This is a genomic window from Enterobacter cloacae complex sp. 397G4 (genome assembly GCF_050031515.1).
GTDB classification, from domain to species: Bacteria; Pseudomonadota; Gammaproteobacteria; order Enterobacterales; family Enterobacteriaceae; genus Enterobacter; species Enterobacter hormaechei_C.
Window position 1 is genome coordinate 1,978,959 of the sequence record NZ_JBLGWE010000001.1, and the last position, 16,361, is coordinate 1,995,319.

At 57.5% G+C, this 16,361-nt stretch carries 16 protein-coding genes; 8 read left to right on the forward strand and 8 right to left on the reverse strand.

The genetic code is table 11. The features are described 5' to 3' along the window. Positions 1-5: 5 nt before the first annotated feature. From pheT to selO, 8 genes are all read left to right on the forward strand, one after another. On the forward strand, positions 6-2,393 hold the full coding sequence (gene pheT, locus ACQG1Y_RS09430; RefSeq protein WP_032648054.1) for a phenylalanine--tRNA ligase subunit beta: 2,388 nt from the start codon (positions 6-8) through the stop codon (positions 2,391-2,393). Positions 2,394-2,397: 4 nt separating this feature from the next. Then, positions 2,398-2,697 carry an integration host factor subunit alpha gene (ihfA, locus tag ACQG1Y_RS09435; RefSeq protein ID WP_003857805.1) on the forward strand — a complete coding sequence of 100 codons (300 nt, stop codon included), beginning with the start codon at positions 2,398-2,400 and terminating at the stop codon, positions 2,695-2,697. Positions 2,698-2,800: 103 nt separating this feature from the next. Next, positions 2,801-3,781: a vitamin B12 ABC transporter permease BtuC gene (btuC, locus tag ACQG1Y_RS09440; protein WP_032653286.1), complete on the forward strand. Its 981-nt coding sequence runs from the start codon at positions 2,801-2,803 to the stop codon at positions 3,779-3,781. Between the two features lie 33 nt (positions 3,782-3,814). Then, the gene (locus tag ACQG1Y_RS09445; protein WP_017384653.1) at positions 3,815-4,366 is read left to right on the forward strand and encodes a glutathione peroxidase; all 552 of its coding nucleotides are present in this window, start codon (positions 3,815-3,817) and stop codon (positions 4,364-4,366) included. After that, positions 4,366-5,121, forward strand: a complete 756-nt coding sequence (gene btuD / locus ACQG1Y_RS09450; protein ID WP_032653288.1) for a vitamin B12 ABC transporter ATP-binding protein BtuD — start codon at positions 4,366-4,368, stop codon at positions 5,119-5,121. The genes ACQG1Y_RS09445 and btuD overlap by 1 nt, the downstream gene beginning before the upstream one ends. Before the next feature lie 72 nt (positions 5,122-5,193). After that, positions 5,194-5,658 carry an NlpC/P60 family protein gene (locus tag ACQG1Y_RS09455; RefSeq protein ID WP_017693586.1) on the forward strand — a complete coding sequence of 155 codons (465 nt, stop codon included), beginning with the start codon at positions 5,194-5,196 and terminating at the stop codon, positions 5,656-5,658. Between the two features lie 292 nt (positions 5,659-5,950). After that, positions 5,951-6,664 carry an EAL domain-containing protein gene (locus ACQG1Y_RS09460; RefSeq protein WP_032104825.1) on the forward strand — a complete coding sequence of 238 codons (714 nt, stop codon included), beginning with the start codon at positions 5,951-5,953 and terminating at the stop codon, positions 6,662-6,664. Between the two features lie 61 nt (positions 6,665-6,725). Continuing rightward, positions 6,726-8,168 carry a protein adenylyltransferase SelO gene (gene selO / locus ACQG1Y_RS09465; RefSeq protein WP_045907489.1) on the forward strand — a complete coding sequence of 481 codons (1,443 nt, stop codon included), beginning with the start codon at positions 6,726-6,728 and terminating at the stop codon, positions 8,166-8,168. Here selO and ACQG1Y_RS09470 read toward each other — a convergent pair. From ACQG1Y_RS09470 to ppsR, 8 genes are all read right to left on the reverse strand, one after another. Beyond that, positions 8,165-8,944 carry a heme ABC transporter ATP-binding protein gene (locus tag ACQG1Y_RS09470; protein WP_017384649.1) on the reverse strand — a complete coding sequence of 260 codons (780 nt, stop codon included), beginning with the start codon at positions 8,942-8,944 and terminating at the stop codon, positions 8,165-8,167. The two genes, selO and ACQG1Y_RS09470, sit on opposite strands and share 4 nt — an antisense overlap. Next, positions 8,937-9,929 (reverse strand): FecCD family ABC transporter permease, encoded by a 993-nt coding sequence (locus ACQG1Y_RS09475; RefSeq protein ID WP_368740508.1) that lies wholly within the window; start codon positions 9,927-9,929, stop codon positions 8,937-8,939. Before ACQG1Y_RS09475 ends, ACQG1Y_RS09470 begins: the two co-directional genes overlap by 8 nt. After that, positions 9,929-10,747, reverse strand: coding sequence for a heme/hemin ABC transporter substrate-binding protein (locus ACQG1Y_RS09480; RefSeq protein ID WP_045347453.1), 819 nt, complete (start codon positions 10,745-10,747; stop codon positions 9,929-9,931). Before ACQG1Y_RS09480 ends, ACQG1Y_RS09475 begins: the two co-directional genes overlap by 1 nt. Beyond that, positions 10,744-11,772: a hematinate-forming heme oxygenase ChuS gene (chuS, locus tag ACQG1Y_RS09485; RefSeq protein WP_023296351.1), complete on the reverse strand. Its 1,029-nt coding sequence runs from the start codon at positions 11,770-11,772 to the stop codon at positions 10,744-10,746. Before chuS ends, ACQG1Y_RS09480 begins: the two co-directional genes overlap by 4 nt. 35 nt (positions 11,773-11,807) lie before the next feature. After that, positions 11,808-13,790 (reverse strand): TonB-dependent hemoglobin/transferrin/lactoferrin family receptor, encoded by a 1,983-nt coding sequence (locus ACQG1Y_RS09490; RefSeq protein WP_017693583.1) that lies wholly within the window; start codon positions 13,788-13,790, stop codon positions 11,808-11,810. A 76-nt stretch (positions 13,791-13,866) separates the two neighbouring features. Beyond that, positions 13,867-14,055: a hemin uptake protein HemP gene (hemP, locus tag ACQG1Y_RS09495; RefSeq protein ID WP_015570723.1), complete on the reverse strand. Its 189-nt coding sequence runs from the start codon at positions 14,053-14,055 to the stop codon at positions 13,867-13,869. Positions 14,056-14,264: 209 nt separating this feature from the next. Further along, on the reverse strand, positions 14,265-15,311 hold the full coding sequence (gene aroH, locus ACQG1Y_RS09500) for a 3-deoxy-7-phosphoheptulonate synthase AroH (protein ID WP_015570722.1): 1,047 nt from the start codon (positions 15,309-15,311) through the stop codon (positions 14,265-14,267). A 150-nt stretch (positions 15,312-15,461) separates the two neighbouring features. Then, positions 15,462-16,295, reverse strand: a complete 834-nt coding sequence (ppsR, locus tag ACQG1Y_RS09505) for a posphoenolpyruvate synthetase regulatory kinase/phosphorylase PpsR (RefSeq protein ID WP_017384644.1) — start codon at positions 16,293-16,295, stop codon at positions 15,462-15,464. Positions 16,296-16,361 lie beyond the last annotated feature (66 nt).

The following is a 16,361-nucleotide window of genomic DNA, read 5'->3' on the forward strand; positions in this document are numbered from 1 at the left end:
GAACAATGAAATTCAGTGAACTGTGGTTACGCGAATGGGTGAACACCACGCTGGACAGCGACGCGCTTTCCAACCAGATCACCATGGCGGGTCTGGAAGTTGACGGTGTAGAGCCGGTTTCTGGCGCCTTCACCGGCGTGGTCGTGGGCGAAGTGGTTGAATGCGGTCAGCACCCTAACGCTGACAAACTGCGCGTAACAAAAGTCAATGTGGGCGGTGACCGTCTGCTGGATATCGTCTGCGGTGCGCCAAACTGCCGTCAGGGCCTGAAAGTGGCCGTGGCGACCGTCGGTGCGGTGCTGCCGGGCGATTTCAAAATCAAAGCGGCTAAGCTGCGCGGTGAGCCGTCTGAAGGCATGCTGTGCTCCTTCTCCGAACTGGGTATTTCCGACGATCACTCTGGCATTATTGAATTGCCGCAGGATGCGCCAGTTGGTACTGATATCCGCGAATACCTGACGCTTGATGACAACACCATCGAAATCAGCGTAACGCCAAACCGTGCTGACTGTTTAGGCATCATCGGTGTGGCCCGCGACGTGGCCGTGCTGAACCAGACTGAACTGAACGTGCCGGAGATCGCTCCGGTTGAGGCAACCATCAGTGACGTGCTGCCGATACAGGTAGACGCGCCTGAGGCCTGCCCACGCTACCTCGGTCGTGTGGTGAAAGGTATTAACGTTAAAGCGCCAACCCCGCTGTGGATGAAAGAGAAACTGCGTCGCTGCGGTATCCGTTCTATCGATGCGGTCGTCGACGTCACCAACTATGTTCTGCTGGAGCTGGGCCAGCCAATGCACGCCTTTGATAAAGATCGTATCGAAGGTGGGATCGTCGTGCGCATGGCGAAAGAGGGAGAAACCCTGGTTCTGCTGGACGGCAGCGAAGCGAAACTGAACGCTGACACCCTGGTGATTGCCGATCACAACAAAGCGCTGGCGATGGGCGGGATCTTCGGCGGCGAGCACTCTGGCGTTAACGACGAGACGCAAAACGTCCTGCTGGAATGCGCGTTCTTCAGCCCGCTCTCCATCACCGGCCGCGCACGCCGTCACGGTCTGCACACTGACGCTTCTCACCGCTACGAGCGTGGCGTGGATCCTGCGCTGCAATACAAAGCGATGGAGCGTGCGACTCGCCTGCTGATCGACATCTGCGGTGGCGAAGCGGGTCCTGTTATTGATGTGACCAACGAAGCGACGCTGCCGAAGCGTGCGACCATTACCCTGCGCCGCAGCAAACTGGATCGTCTGATTGGTCACCACGTTGCCGATGCGCAGGTGACCGACATTCTGACGCGTCTGGGCTGCGAAGTTACTGAGGGTCAGGACGAGTGGAAAGCCGTTGCGCCGTCCTGGCGTTTTGACATGGAGATCGAGGAAGATCTGGTGGAAGAAGTGGCCCGCGTTTACGGCTACAACAACATCCCTGACGAGCCGGTGCAGGCGGGTCTGGTGATGGGCAGCCATCGCGAGGCCGATCTGTCTTTGAAGCGTGTGAAAACCATGCTGAACGACAAAGGGTACCAGGAAGTGATCACCTACAGCTTTGTTGATCCTAAGCTGCAACAGCTGATCCACCCGGGTCAGGAAGCGCTGATTTTGCCAAGCCCGATTTCCAGCGAGATGTCAGCGATGCGTCTGTCCCTGTGGACGGGACTGCTGGGTACTATCGTTTATAACCAGAACCGTCAGCAAAACCGCGTGCGTATTTTCGAAAGCGGTTTGCGCTTTGTACCGGATACTCAGGCGAATTTAGGCATCCGTCAGGATCTCATGCTGGCCGGCGCCATCAGCGGTAATCGCTTTGAAGAGCACTGGGACCTGGCAAAAGGGACGGTTGATTTCTACGATATGAAGGGCGATCTGGAAGCGATTCTCGATCTGACCGGTAAATTATCCGAAATTGAATTCCGCGCAGAAGCGATTCCAGCCCTGCATCCGGGTCAGAGTGCGGCGATCTATTTAGACGGCAAACGTGTTGGTTTCATTGGGGTTGTTCACCCGGAACTGGAACGTAAGCTGGATCTGAATGGCCGTACCATCGTATTCGAACTGGAGTGGAACCCGGTTGCAGACCGCGTCATTCCTCAGGCGCAGGACGTCTCCCGCTTCCCGGCAAACCGCCGTGATATCGCGGTTGTGGTCGCTGAAAATGTGCCCGCAGCAGATATTTTGGCCGAATGTAAGAAAGTTGGCGTAAATCAGGTAGTTGGCGTAAACTTATTTGACGTGTACCGCGGCAAGGGCGTAGCAGAAGGTTTCAAGAGCCTCGCTATTAGCCTTATCCTTCAGGATACCAGCCGTACACTCGAAGAAGAGGAGATTGCCGCTACCGTCGCCAAATGTGTAGAGGCATTAAAAGAGCGATTCCAGGCATCATTGAGGGATTGAACCTATGGCGCTTACAAAAGCTGAAATGTCAGAATATCTGTTTGATAAGCTTGGGCTTAGCAAACGGGATGCCAAAGAGCTGGTAGAGCTGTTTTTCGAAGAGATCCGTCGTGCTCTGGAAAATGGTGAGCAGGTTAAACTCTCCGGTTTTGGCAATTTTGATTTGCGAGACAAAAACCAACGTCCGGGCCGTAACCCGAAGACGGGGGAAGATATTCCCATTACAGCCCGCCGCGTGGTGACCTTCAGACCCGGACAGAAGTTAAAAAGCCGTGTCGAAAACGCAACGCCCAAAGCAGAGTAATATGAACTAACTAAAAAGGCCGCTCACGCGGCCTTTTTTCTTTGCGCTATTTGCTAAACCCGCCGTAAAATCAATGATATCTCAACCGGATAACCTATCGTCTATGCTTGATCTTGCCCGCCGCCAGCACCGCTCCGATCTTCGCCGCCTGTGTCTGCTCGGGGTGCTGTTGATTGTCGCCACCACCGTCAGCCTGTGTGCGGGCGATCGGTGGCTGGGGCCGGAAAGCTGGTTTACGCCTGAAGGACAGCTCTTTGTCTGGCAGATCCGCCTGCCGCGGACGTTGGCTGTCCTTTTAGTCGGCGCTGCGCTGGCGCTGTGCGGCACGATCATGCAGGCATTATTTGAAAACCCTCTGGCGGAACCCGGGCTTCTCGGGGTCTCGAATGGCGCAGGCGTCGGGCTTATCGCCGCCGTGATGCTGGGGGGAGGCGAGCTCTCCGGCTGGGGGATTAGCCTCAGCGCCATCCTTGGCGCGCTGTTGATAACCCTTATCCTTCTGCGCTTTGCCCGCCGCCACATATCCACCAGTCGGCTGCTGCTTGCCGGGGTAGCGTTGGGGATCATCTGTAGTGCGCTGATGACCTGGGCCGTCTACTTCTCCACCTCCTTCGATCTGCGCCAGTTAATGTACTGGATGATGGGGGGATTTGGGGGTGTTGACTGGCGTCAGGGGTGGCTGATGGTGCTCCTGATCCCGGTCATCCTGTGGACGGCGTTCCAGGCGCAGCCTCTTAATATTCTCGCGCTGGGCGAAACGTCTGCTCGCCAGCTCGGGATGCCGATTGGATTCTGGCGCAACGTGCTGGTTATCGCCATTGGCTGGATGGTAGGCGTAAGCGTGGCGCTGGCGGGGGCGATTGGCTTTATTGGGCTGGTGATCCCGCATATGCTGCGCCTGTGCGGCATTACGGACCACCGAACCCTGCTCCCGGCCTCGGCGGTTGCCGGGGCGGCAACGCTGCTGATTGCCGATATCATCGCCCGGCTCGCCCTGACGGCCGCTGAGTTGCCCATAGGCGTGGTGACCGCAACGCTGGGCGCGCCGGTCTTTATCTGGCTACTATTAAAAGCTGGACGTTAAAACACAACCAGTAAGTCAACCTGAGGGAATGCTATGCAGTCTGATATTCTGAATACCGAAGTGACGACCATTGACGGCGAGAAAACCACGCTGGAAGGCTACAAGGGCAAGGTGCTGCTCATCGTGAACGTGGCGTCGAAATGTGGCCTTACGCCGCAGTATGAACAGCTGGAAAACATTCATAAAGCCTGGGAAAAAGACGGCTTTACCGTACTCGGCTTCCCGTGCAACCAGTTCCTGGGCCAGGAGCCGGGTAGCGAAGAGGAGATTAAGACCTTTTGCAGCACAACCTATGGCGTGACGTTCCCGATGTTCAGCAAAATTGACGTGAACGGTGAAAATCGTCATCCGCTGTATGCCAAACTGGTGGCCGCGGCGCCGACCGCCGTTGCGCCTGAAGAGAGTGGTTTCTATGAGCGTATGGCAAGTAAAGGCCGCGCGCCGCTCTATCCGGACGATATTCTGTGGAACTTCGAAAAATTCCTGATTGGCCGTGACGGTGAGGTCGTGCAGCGTTTTTCGCCTGACATGACGCCTGAAGATCCTATCGTGATGGAATCAATCAAGCTGGCGCTGGCGAAATAATGACGCTGCTGATGCAGCTCACGGACGTTGCCGGGAAGGGACGTCTTGAGCCTGTGACTGCCGCAGTCAACGCAGGTGAAATCCTTCACCTGGTTGGGCCAAACGGCGCCGGAAAAAGCACGCTGCTGGCGCGTATGGCGGGGCTGACCAGCGGGGAAGGGGAGATTACCTTCCTCGGGCAATCGCTCGTCGACTGGCTACCCGCTACACTTGCCTCCCGTCGAAGCTATCTGGTTCAGCAGCAGGTTCCGCCCTTTGCGATGCCCGTCTGGCACTACCTGACGCTGCATCTGCCTGACAAAAATCAGGTGGGATTGCTCAACGAGGTTGCTGCGGCACTCGGGTTAGACGACAAGCTTACCCGGCAGGCAAATCAGCTTTCCGGCGGCGAGTGGCAGCGCGTGCGTCTGGCCGCCGTCATCCTTCAGATCCATCCGGCGGGAAATCCTCACGGGCGGTTGTTGCTGCTGGACGAGCCGATGAGCGGGCTGGACGTTGCCCAGCAGGCAGCGCTGGATACCCTGCTCAGCGCGCTGTGTCGCAAGGGGATCGCCATTGTGATGAGCAGCCATGATTTGAACCATACGTTGCGCCACGCGCATCGGGTGTGGTTGCTGGCGCGTGGCAAGCTGATTGCCAGCGGAACGCGCGACAGCGTGCTGACGGCCGCCAATCTTGCGAGCGCTTACCACATGTCGTTCCGGAGGCTGGATATTGAAGGCCACAAGATGCTCATTTCCACGGCGCAGGAATAACCTTTCTTGCACAGCTGCATAGATGCACGCTAAATTACCGAAAGAACAAAAAAAGCAGAGGATTCGTCTGAAATGCGATTCTGGTTTCTCCTTGTTGCGGCGCTCTTTCTTGCAGGATGCAGCAGCCATCGTGCACCTCCGCCCAACCCACGGCTTTCCGATTCCATTACGGTCATTGCCAGCCTGAACGATCAGCTCAGCAACTGGCGCGGCACACCTTATCGCTACGGCGGCATGAGCCGGGGCGGGGTGGATTGCTCGGGATTCGTGCTGATGACCTTCCGCGATAAATTTGACCTCCAGCTTCCGCGTGAAACGCGTATGCAGGCGAAAATCGGCACTGAAATTGATAAAGACGAGCTCCTGCCCGGCGATCTGGTCTTTTTTAAAACGGGCTCCGGAGAAAACGGCCTTCATGTCGGCATCTATGATACCGATAATCAGTTCATTCATGCCTCGACCAGCCGTGGCGTGATGCGCTCCTCTCTGGATAATGTTTACTGGCGTAAAAACTTCTGGCAGGCCAGACGTATTTAACCGCTGCATAAAAATGCAGTGCGGAGGGCCTGGCGGTGAAAATAGACGTCAGGCTTTTCTTGCGGGATGATTAAAGTTAAATTTTTGCCCAATTATTTATGTCCGCATGTGCCTGTTTTATCTAAAACTGGCTATTATTCAATAACCAGGATAAAATTAATTTAGATTCAGGGAAAAATCTGAAAATTAATACGGAAAGAATGAAATTAATCTTATTAAAATCAAGACAGTGGAATTGTGCCTGCAATTGCTCCAGGATGTTCTCTCTCATCTTTAATGCAGGACAAGCGCGATGATTATTACGCTAGATAATGCTTACCAGTCTGAACTTTTACTCCTTCCGGCGCGTGATAGTGCAGGTTTGCTTAAAGGTTTAGAGATTTTGGTTAACTTTACTGGCGTGGGTGCGGACGTACGGATCCCGACTGAACTGGTTATCCCACATCTTTCTCAGGAAGATGAATTAGCGCTGTTTCAGGAGAAACTGCAATTACTCGATACCTGTAAGCTATTTTTTATTCAGCATCAGTTAATTGCATGGATCAATATTACACCTGCAATTGTTGAGTTTTTATTAACTAATGAGAACGCTGTTTCAATCCTCGAGCGTTATCCGTTTCTTGAGTTTACTGTTAATGAGAACTATCCAGGTTTAAATAACGGGAAAGACGATCCCTGTCTGGCAAGAATGGCGATCCATTTCCCCTTAGTACTGGCTAACTTTGGTGCAGGGGCATCTTCCCTTAAACCGGTTTATGATGGTCTGTTCAAACGGGTGATTCTGGATAAAAACTTTATCCAGCAGCGCGCGTCGGCACTCTCGTTTGAGCCTTTTATGCGCGCCATTCTCTGGCAGATCGCGCCGCATTGTCAGTCGGTCATGGTCTCGGGAATTGACGATCACGGCATCTTAGAACGCGTGCTGCCCTTCAATTTCGGTGCAATGCAGGGAAGCCTGTGGCCTGCCGTCCCGGCAGAGCGGGTCACGACTCTCGTTCAGCAATAACCCCTTTCTTCGCCCGTGTTTACGTCCAGGGAAACCCTCTACACTTAAAGCAGGAGGACTTATGACCCTGTCTTTTACTGCTCACTGGCACGATGAATTACCCGGCTTTTACACCGCGCTTAAGCCAACGCCATTACAGAACGCGCGTCTTATCTGGCATAACGATGCATTAGCGGATTCGCTTGGCATCCCTTCGACGCTTTTTCAGCCAGAAAAAGGCGCCGGCGTCTGGGGCGGCGAAACGCTGCTCCCGGGCATGAAGCCGCTGGCTCAGGTCTACAGCGGACATCAGTTTGGCGTCTGGGCCGGACAGCTCGGCGATGGCCGCGGCATCCTGCTGGGTGAACAACTTCTGCCGAATGGCGAAACGCTCGACTGGCACCTGAAAGGGGCAGGGCTAACCCCGTACTCACGCATGGGGGATGGCCGCGCGGTGCTGCGTTCAACCATCCGTGAAGGTCTGGCTTCCGAGGCGATGCATGCCCTGGGGATCCCCACCTCACGCGCGCTGTCCATTGTCACCAGCGACACGCCGGTGGCCCGGGAAACGATGGAGCAGGGGGCGATGCTGATCCGCGTGGCGGAAAGCCATCTGCGTTTCGGTCATTTTGAACACTTCTACTATCGCCGCGAGCCGGATAAGGTCCGCCAGCTTGCCGATTACGCCCTTCGCCGTCACTGGCCGCACCTGCAAAACGAGCCGGACCGCTATGTTCTCTGGTTCCGTGATATTGTCGCGCGCACTGCCGCAATGATTGCCCGCTGGCAGGCCGTCGGCTTTGCCCACGGGGTGATGAATACCGACAACATGTCCCTGTTAGGGCTGACGTTTGACTACGGTCCGTACGGCTTCCTTGATGACTATCAGCCGGGTTACATCTGTAACCATTCGGACTATCAGGGGCGTTACCGTTTCGACAACCAGCCTGCGGTGGGGCTGTGGAACCTTCAGCGGCTTGCGCAAAGCCTGTCGCCGTTTATCGACGTCGATGCCCTGAACGATGCGCTGGACAGCTATCAGGAGATCCTGCTGCGGGAATATGGTGTGTTAATGCGCAACAAGCTGGGGCTGATGACGCAGGAAAAAGGCGATAACGCGCTGTTGAATGGGCTGTTTGCCATCATGGCGCGTGAAGGCAGCGACTATACCCGAACCTTCCGTATGCTGAGCCAGACCGCGCAGCAGAGCGCCGCGTCACCGCTGCGCGACGAGTTCATCGATCGTCAGGCGTTTGATGACTGGTTTGCCGTTTACCGGACGCGTTTACAGCAGGAACAGATTGATGACGATACCCGCCAGGCGCGGATGAAGGCGGTTAACCCGGCGATGGTGTTGCGCAACTGGCTGGCGCAGCGGGCCATTGAGCAGGCAGAGCAGGGGGATTATACCGAGCTGCATCGGCTGCATATCGCCCTGCGCACGCCGTTTGCCGACCGGGAGGATGACTATGTCAGCCGCCCGCCGGACTGGGGCAAGCGGCTGGAAGTGAGCTGCTCAAGCTAAGGGGCGAGAAAAACCTGCGGTGCGGCGTGCGCCGGATGTCTGCCGACGTGCACCTGCGCACCGTACCAGTGTGCCAGCGCGTCGGCCTGCAAAACCGTCTCCGGTATGCCCTGAGAAACAATCCTGCCGTTGTGTAACAGCAGGATCCGGTCCGACCATAATGCGGCAAGATTGAGATCGTGCAGCACCACGCAGGCGTGAAGATGGCCCTGACGGGTCAGCGATTTCAACAGGCGCAGCAGATGCTGCTGGTGGTAGAGATCCAGCGCTGAAGTGGGTTCGTCGAGAAACAGCCAGCCGCGCGGCGTTCCGTCACGCCACAGCTGCGCCAGCGCGCGGGCGAGCTGGACGCGCTGCTGCTCGCCGCCGGAGAGGGCATGATAACGCCTGCCGGCCAGCGGCAGGCAACCGGTCAGCTGCAACACCTCACGCACAATCGACGGTTCCGGGTGACGCGTCCAGGGCGCACGCCCCATGCCAACGATCTCCTCCACCTGCCAGTCAAATCCAGGCTGAGACTGCTGGCGCATCACTGCCCGATAGCGGGACAGCGTCTGCGGATGCCATTCATCCAGCGCTTTTCCCGCCAGCGAACAGCCGCCGCTGTCGGGTTTCAGGTAGCCGGTCAGCAGCCGCAGCAGCGTGGATTTCCCCGCGCCGTTGGGGCCGATCAATGTAACCAGCTCTCCCTGCGACAGTGACAGCGAAACGTTATCTGTCAGCGTGCGGCCAGATTGGGTAAAAGTAAGATTTTCAGCCGTATAACGTTCAGCCATGCTGTTCTCCACGACGAAAAATGAGCCATAAGAACCAGGGAGCGCCAAGGATACTGGTGAGCAGGCCGACCGGCATTTCTACCGGAGCGACCAGGGTGCGCGCGACCGTATCCGCCACCAACAGCAGTAATGCGCCCGCGAGTACCGTGCCGGGGAGGGTTGCCCGGTGATCGGCGCCCAACCACATGCGCATCAGGTGCGGCACCACGAGTCCGACAAAGCCAATCACACCGCTGACGGCAACAGCCGCAGCGACCAGCAGGGCGCTGCATAACAGTAATATTCGCTGTACAAGGGCAACGTCCACGCCAAGGTAATGCGCTTCCTCCTCACCCAGTTGCAGTAAATTTAACGCGCTGGCACAACGCCAGATCGCCAGAACGGCAGGCACCATCAGCGAGGTCACGGCTAACAGCGTTGACCACTGTGCCTGACCAAGACTTCCCATTCCCCAGAGTGAAAGCTGACGCAGCTGGGCGTCATTGCTGACCCACGAAAGCACACCCACTGCCGCACCGCACAGGGCATTGATGGCGATACCCACCAGCAACAGACGTGACAGAGAGGTGTCACGCTGCTTGCTGAGCAGGAAGATCACGCCTGTGGCTGCCAGCGCCCCAAGAAATGCCGCCAGCATAGGGGCGTAAAGCATCACCAGCGCGGGCAGCGAGAGCGGGAGCACCACCCACAGGGCGACGGCCAGCGCCGCACCGCTGCTGATCCCGAGCAGGCCCGGGTCGGCCAGCGGATTGCGGAACAGCCCCTGCATGACGCAGCCGGCGAGCGCCAGCGATCCGCCAATCACCAGCGCCAGCAGCACGCGAGGCAGACGGATGGTGAGCCAGATCTGGCGTAGCGTCTCATCGCTGCCGCTCCACAGCACGTTCACCGGCAGGCGTAACGCCCCAAAACCGGTGGCCATGAACGTCATGACGGTAAGCAACCCCGCCAGAAGCCATAACGATAACGTGATGCGCCGGGACATCAGGGCAGTTGCTCCGCTCTGGCACGCAGCTGTTGTATGGCTTTCGGCGTGCGGACGCTGAAGCCCAGCAGGGCCATGTCATCAATAGCCAGCACCTGCTTGCTTCGTCCCGCTGGCGTTTGCGCCAGGCCGGGCAGTTTCCACAGATTTTCTTCGCCGCCCAGCGCGTTAAGACCGTCCTGCGAAATCACCACCAGATCCGGCTGGCTGGCCATCACCCCCTCCTGGGAAAGCGGCTGATAGCGGGTAAAGCCCTGCATGGCGTTCTGCAACCCGGCGGCGCGTATTGCCGCATCCGCGCCGGTCTGTTGCCCGGCCGCCATTGCGGTCATTCCGCCGTGGCTGAGGATAAACAGCACCCGCTTGTTGAGCGGTGTTGAGGGCAGTGCCGCCAGCGCCTGACGCAGCGAGTTGCGTAGGGTTTCCCCTTGCGCCTCATGATGCGTCGCCTGAGCTATCACCCGTACTTTTTCGTCAATCGCGCGCAGGTCAGGCGTGCCGGGAACGGTAACCACCCGGACGTGGCTCTGTTCAACCTGTTTCAGCGCCAGAGAGGGCTGCGCCTGTTCGCTTGCCAGCACCAGCGTCGGGCGTACGGACAAAATCCCCTCCGCATTCAGCTGGCGAAGATACCCCACGTCAGGCAGCGCGTTTGTCGCCTGCGGCCACTGGCTGGTACTGTCGCGCGCAACCAGAGAAGACTCCGCGCCGAGGGCGTAGACGATCTCCGTCACGTCGCCGCCGAGGGCGACAATTCTCTCCGGCGCGGCGACGGCGACCAGCGGCAGGGCGCAGAGCAGGGCGAACCAGTTTTTCATGCGGCCAGCCCTTCTGGCGTCAGGGCGTCAATCTGGCGGCGCCACTGGCTCTGCTCAGGCTCGCCTTCGGTACGCTGCCCGTAGAGCTGGGCGATCTGAGTTCCGTCCGCAGCAAACAGCTCCAGGCTGGTAACGTGTCCGTCCGCCGTAGGCTTGCGCGTTACCCACGTCTCGGCGATAGTCTCCTCCAGCAGATGCAGGGTAAAGGTTGGGTTGAAGATGTTCAGCCAGCCCTTCATGGGCGTCAGTTTTTCCACCACACCGGTGAAGATCTGCACGCAGCCGCGGTTGCCGACGAAGATCATGATTTCGTTTCCATCCTGTCGCGCCGTCTCCAGCAGCTGTGCCAGCGCGCTGTTATCCACCTTACAGGCCAGATCGTCACTCACCAGACGAAACGCCTGCTGGCGGCTCAGGTTATGGCGCTTCAGTAAGCTAAAGAACTGATGCACATCGGTCATGGCGCGCCACTCTTTCTCCACCGAGCCTGCATCAGCACCGTCGGAATGCGCAGGGGCATCGACAGCCTTCAGTGCCAGAGTGGGGTTATCGGCAATGATAAAACGGGTCAGCACGTCGCCCCAGGCGGCAACGTCGGTGTGATCCGTGGTGTAGACCTTCAGTAAAGCGTCGCCCTGATGATCGAAGAACTGAATGCTCTGACGTTCGCCGCGGGAGGTCGTTTCACTTATGTGAAACGCGCTCGCCCACTGGTTGAGGAACAAACGCAGATCCAGCGCGCGCGGATTCAGCACCAGCCCGGCGTGGCCGCCGAGGTGCTGGTTAGTAAACGCCCCGACCTGTTCGTGAACGGCGTATTCGTTACGGCAGATGCATTTGGTTTCCCCCACCGATTCCAGCGCTGCCAGAATCTCACGGATTTCACCGCGCAGCCGCCAGGCGTCGTGTCCAACGCGCGCAAATGCCAGCTCTGCTTCGCTGATGTGCATTAATCCGGCGATATCACGGGCGTACTTACCCGGATGTTCTTCTTTAAGCTCAAGCCAGCGTGTGTAGTGACCCATAATCTTATCCTTCTGAATCGTTGCCCCGAAGGGAATTACCATTGATAACTGACGAAGATCTTGCCGTTGCGGCCATCCTGCGGGATGCCCTGTGGTGACCAGTAGGCTTTGTCGAAGGCGTTCCCCAGCACGAGGGTGGTAGTGATGCCTTTAAACTGCTGCTGACCTTTATAGCTGACGTAGAAATCATTCACTGCGTAGCCAGGCTGCTCGCTGTAGCTGCTGCTGATGTGCGTTGAACGTTCGACGAAGGTGCCGATCCAGCCCACGGAGAAGCCGCTTTGCGCCACGGGGATATCCAGCTTGCTGGTGACGGTGTCCGGGTTGATGCTGGAGATGTATTCGCCCGTGTCGGTATCTTTCCCGCGTGTGCGGTTGTAGGCCACGTCCAGGTTGAACAGACTGGTCGCGTAGGTCGCCATCATGTCCCAGCCCCAGATTTTGGCATTTGGTACGTTATAGGACATGGTGGTGGCCGCCGCAAAATCGACGGTAGTGGAGATGTAATCTTTCGCTTTGGTGTCGAAGTAGCTGGCTTTGAACTCCAGCGCGTCGTTGGCGAGCAGCAGATCGTCAAAACGTAGCCCAAAACCGAACTCCTGGGTTTCGTTAGTTTCCGGACGCAGGTTCGGGTTCGGCACCCAGTAGTTGGTGTAGAAGCTGCCGATAGAGAAGTGCTTCGAGTCGTTATACATCTCGCCCATCGTTGGCGCACGGAAGGCCTGGGCGTAAGAGCCGAACAGCATCAGCCAGTCGGCTGGACTCACGGTTAACCCGGCGCGTGATGACCACTTATCCGCATCCACGTCGTCGTAACCGTCGCTGCTGCCGCGGTAGTTGTCGTAACGCGTCCCGCCGAGAAGCGTTACCGGCAGGTCGCGCAGAGTGATCTCATCCTGCAACCAGCCGGAGCTGAAGTCGATTTTCGCGTCCGGGAAGCCGGTGGTCGCGCCGCCAGGGTGTTGCTCCTGACGATAGTATTCCCCCCCGTAGGTCAGCAGGTGCGAGGCGAAGGAGTCGCTGAACAGGCGGGTGCGGTTTTCCACTTTGCCGCCTTTGGTAGTCTGCTTACGGAACTCGCCGCTGGCGTCGATGTTCTGGGCGTTGATCCGCGCTTCGGACCAGTAAATTTTCGCATCGGCGTTCAGCCAGTCGTTTCCGGCTGGCGCAATGCGGTAGCCAAGCTGGGCATCGCGCTGAATGGTGGAACGATCGGTCATCGGGTTACTGCTGCTGGCATCCGTGGTCTGCGGATTTTTCGGCTCCTGCGCGTCGTTGTTGTAGTAGCGCAGGGAGCCACTCAGCGTCTGCGCCGGATCGATTTTCCAGCTGCCTTTCGCCAGCATATTGTTGATGGATTCGTCGTTTGGCGCCCTCGCGCCGTCACTCTGGCGAATGTCGCCGCGATCGCGGCTGGACCAGGAGACCAGACCGTCCAGGGTATCGGTGCGGCCATAGGCGCTGGCACCCATCCCGATGCTATGATCGCCCGTTGCACCGGTAGCAAATACGCGATAGCCGCTGTTTTTACCTGCATCCAGCAGATCGCTGGCGTCGACGGTGTCATACGAAATTACGCCGCCCAGCGCGCCGCTGCCGTACAGCAAGGCGGAAGGACCACGTACTACTTCAATACGTTTGATCAGCGCCGGATCGAGGAACGTGCTGTTCAGGTGTCCGGTATCAGTGCCCTGGCGCACGCCATCCACCAGTATCAGCACGCCACGGCGGTCATAGCCCCGGAGGTTAACGTCCTGACCGTTGGTGCGCCCGGTGCCGTCCAGCGTCAGACCGGGCACCTTGCGCAGCAGGTCGGCGGCGGAGCTGGCGGTCTGGTTTTCCGGCGCGGTGGCGTCAATCACGCTCACCATCATGGGGGCTTCAAAGGCGCTGCGGGCATTGCCGGTGGCGGTGACGGTGATCTCGTCTGCGGCGGCAAACGTAACGCCCGGCAGGGTGCTGACAATCGCCAGCGCCAGAAGAGACGGGCGTAAAGACGCGGATTGCAGGTGTGGCATAGCAACTCTCCATAAGAATTGAAAAGCGCTGGCTGCCTGGGGATCACCTGGGTGGCTGGCGAATGTGTTGTCTGGTTTATTTAGTCAGGATCAGTTTTCCGGCATTGGTCTGGCGCAGCAGGTAGTGCTGGCCGTCATGCTCGATAATGACCCGTCCCTCCTCACCCAACAGGCTTTTGCTGTCGATTCGGCGATCGGTGGGAGCAGGGGACGGTGCTGTGTGTGTTTTTGTTGGCGTTGCCGCGCTGTTATCGGTAGGTGACATAATGTTTATAAATAACAATCAATGTAACAATGATAATCATTATCAATAAACTGCAAATTCACGGCAAGCGTTTTTGTGAAAATTGTGTGACGGGATCAAATTTGGGGGAGAGGTGCGGTCTGATGCCCTCACCCCGACCCTCTCCCACGGGGAGAGGGAGAAGGGCACGTACCGTAGGCCGGGTAAGCGCAGCGTCACCCGGCAGGATTTTAAAAGCGCGTGTCCACGGCTGAAGCCAGCTTCTCCAGCAGCAGCTCGCTGTCTTCCCAGCTCAGGCACGGGTCGGTGATTGACTGGCCGTAGACCATTTGCTGTCCGGCGACGATCTTCTGCGTGCCTTCTTTGATAAAACTCTCCGCCATAATTCCTGCAATGGCGGTCGAGCCGCTGCGGATCTGCTGGCAAACTTCCTCGCAGACGTCCAGCTGGCGGCGGTGCTGTTTCTGACAGTTGCCGTGGCTGAAATCCACCACCAGATGCTCCGGCAGGTCAAATTCCGCCAGCGTTTCGCAGGCGGCGGCAATATCTTCTGCATGGTAATTCGGTTTTTTACCGCCACGCATAATGATATGTCCGAACGGGTTGCCGCTGGTCTGGTAGATGGTCATCTGGCCGTTTTTATCCGGGGAGAGGAACATATGGCTGGCGCGTGACGCGCGGATGGCATCTACGGCAATTCGGGTATTGCCGTCCGTTCCGTTTTTGAAGCCCACCGGGCAGGAAAGCGCCGACGCCATTTCACGGTGGATCTGGCTTTCGGTGGTACGTGCGCCAATCGCGCCCCAGCTAATGAGGTCGGCAATAAACTGTCCGGTCACCATATCCAGAAATTCGGTGGCAGTTGGCACGCCCAGCTCGTTAACCTGTAACAGCAGCTTGCGCGCCAGTGTAATACCGTGATTCACCCGGTAGCTACCGTTCAGATCGGGATCGGAAATCAATCCTTTCCAGCCCACGACGGTACGCGGCTTTTCAAAGTAGGTACGCATCACGATCTCCAGGCGATCCTGATACGTGCCGCGCAGCGTCTGAAGGCGTTGTGCATAATCCATTGCCGCGTCGAGGTCGTGGATGGAGCAGGGGCCAATCACCACCAGAAGACGTTTGTCTTCACCATTGAGAATTTTTTCGATGCGGCGACGGGAGGCCGTCACATGGTCCGCCACCTCGGCGGAAACGGGATGCAGCCGGGCCAGTTCAGCCGGTGTGACCAGGCTATCAATACGCGCGGTGCGCAGTTCGTCGGTTTTATTCATGGAATGTCTCAGAAATTTTTTGCTTCATCGGCAGACTACCGGGAAGTGATGGGCATCACCTTAAACCAATCCCTGCTGATTTCAAGTTCGGGGCACGTCGCCCCGAGGATGGCGTAATAATAACTGAAACCGGAATAATGTACTAGCATATTAGTACATGCGGCGATTCAGCCCCATGATATCGAGGATTTTGGTGGCAATTTCTTCTACTGAATAGTTGGTACTGTTCAGCCAGGGAATTTGATTTTTCCGGTACAGCGCTTCGACTTCGGAGACTTCCATTCGGCACTGGCGCATCGAGGCGTAGCGGCTGTTCTCGCGACGTTCTTCGCGGATCGCTGCCAGTCGTTCCGGGTTGATGGTCAGCCCAAACAGCTTATGCTGGAGCGGCTTGAGCGCGGCGGGCAGCACCAGGTTATCCATATCATCGGCAATAAAGGGGTAGTTGGCGGCGCGAATGCCAAACTGCATGGCCAGGTAAAGGCTGGTGGGGGTTTTACCGCAGCGCGACACGCCGAGCAAAATCACCTGCGCCTGGTCGAGATTGCGTAGCGAGATCCCGTCGTCGTGCGCCAGGGTGTAGTCAATGGCGGCAATACGCGCATCGTATTTGGTCAGGTTACCGGGGTTCAACCCGTGGGTACGGTGGGCGATCGGCGTCGGGTCGAGCTTCAGCTCGCTTTGCAAGGGAGCAACCAGCGCCTGCACGATGTCCTGACAGAAGCCCTCGCTTTGCAAAATGATGTTGCGGATCTCAGGGATCACAATGGAATAGAACACCAGCGGACGAACGCCGGTCTGCTGGTAAATGGCGTCGATCTGGTCCTTGACCGCTTTGGCCCGGCTCTCATTTTCCACGAACGGCAACGTGATGCTGTTTATCGATACCGGAAACTGCGACATCACCGCGTGTCCCAGCACCTCGGCGGTTATCGCCGTCCCATCAGAAATATAAAAAACGTGGCGATCGACAGCATTATCCATTTTATCCACCCTGAATAGCGTACGTAATTGCCTGAAAGCATAAATTAAAAAAGTTAATTTCACAGC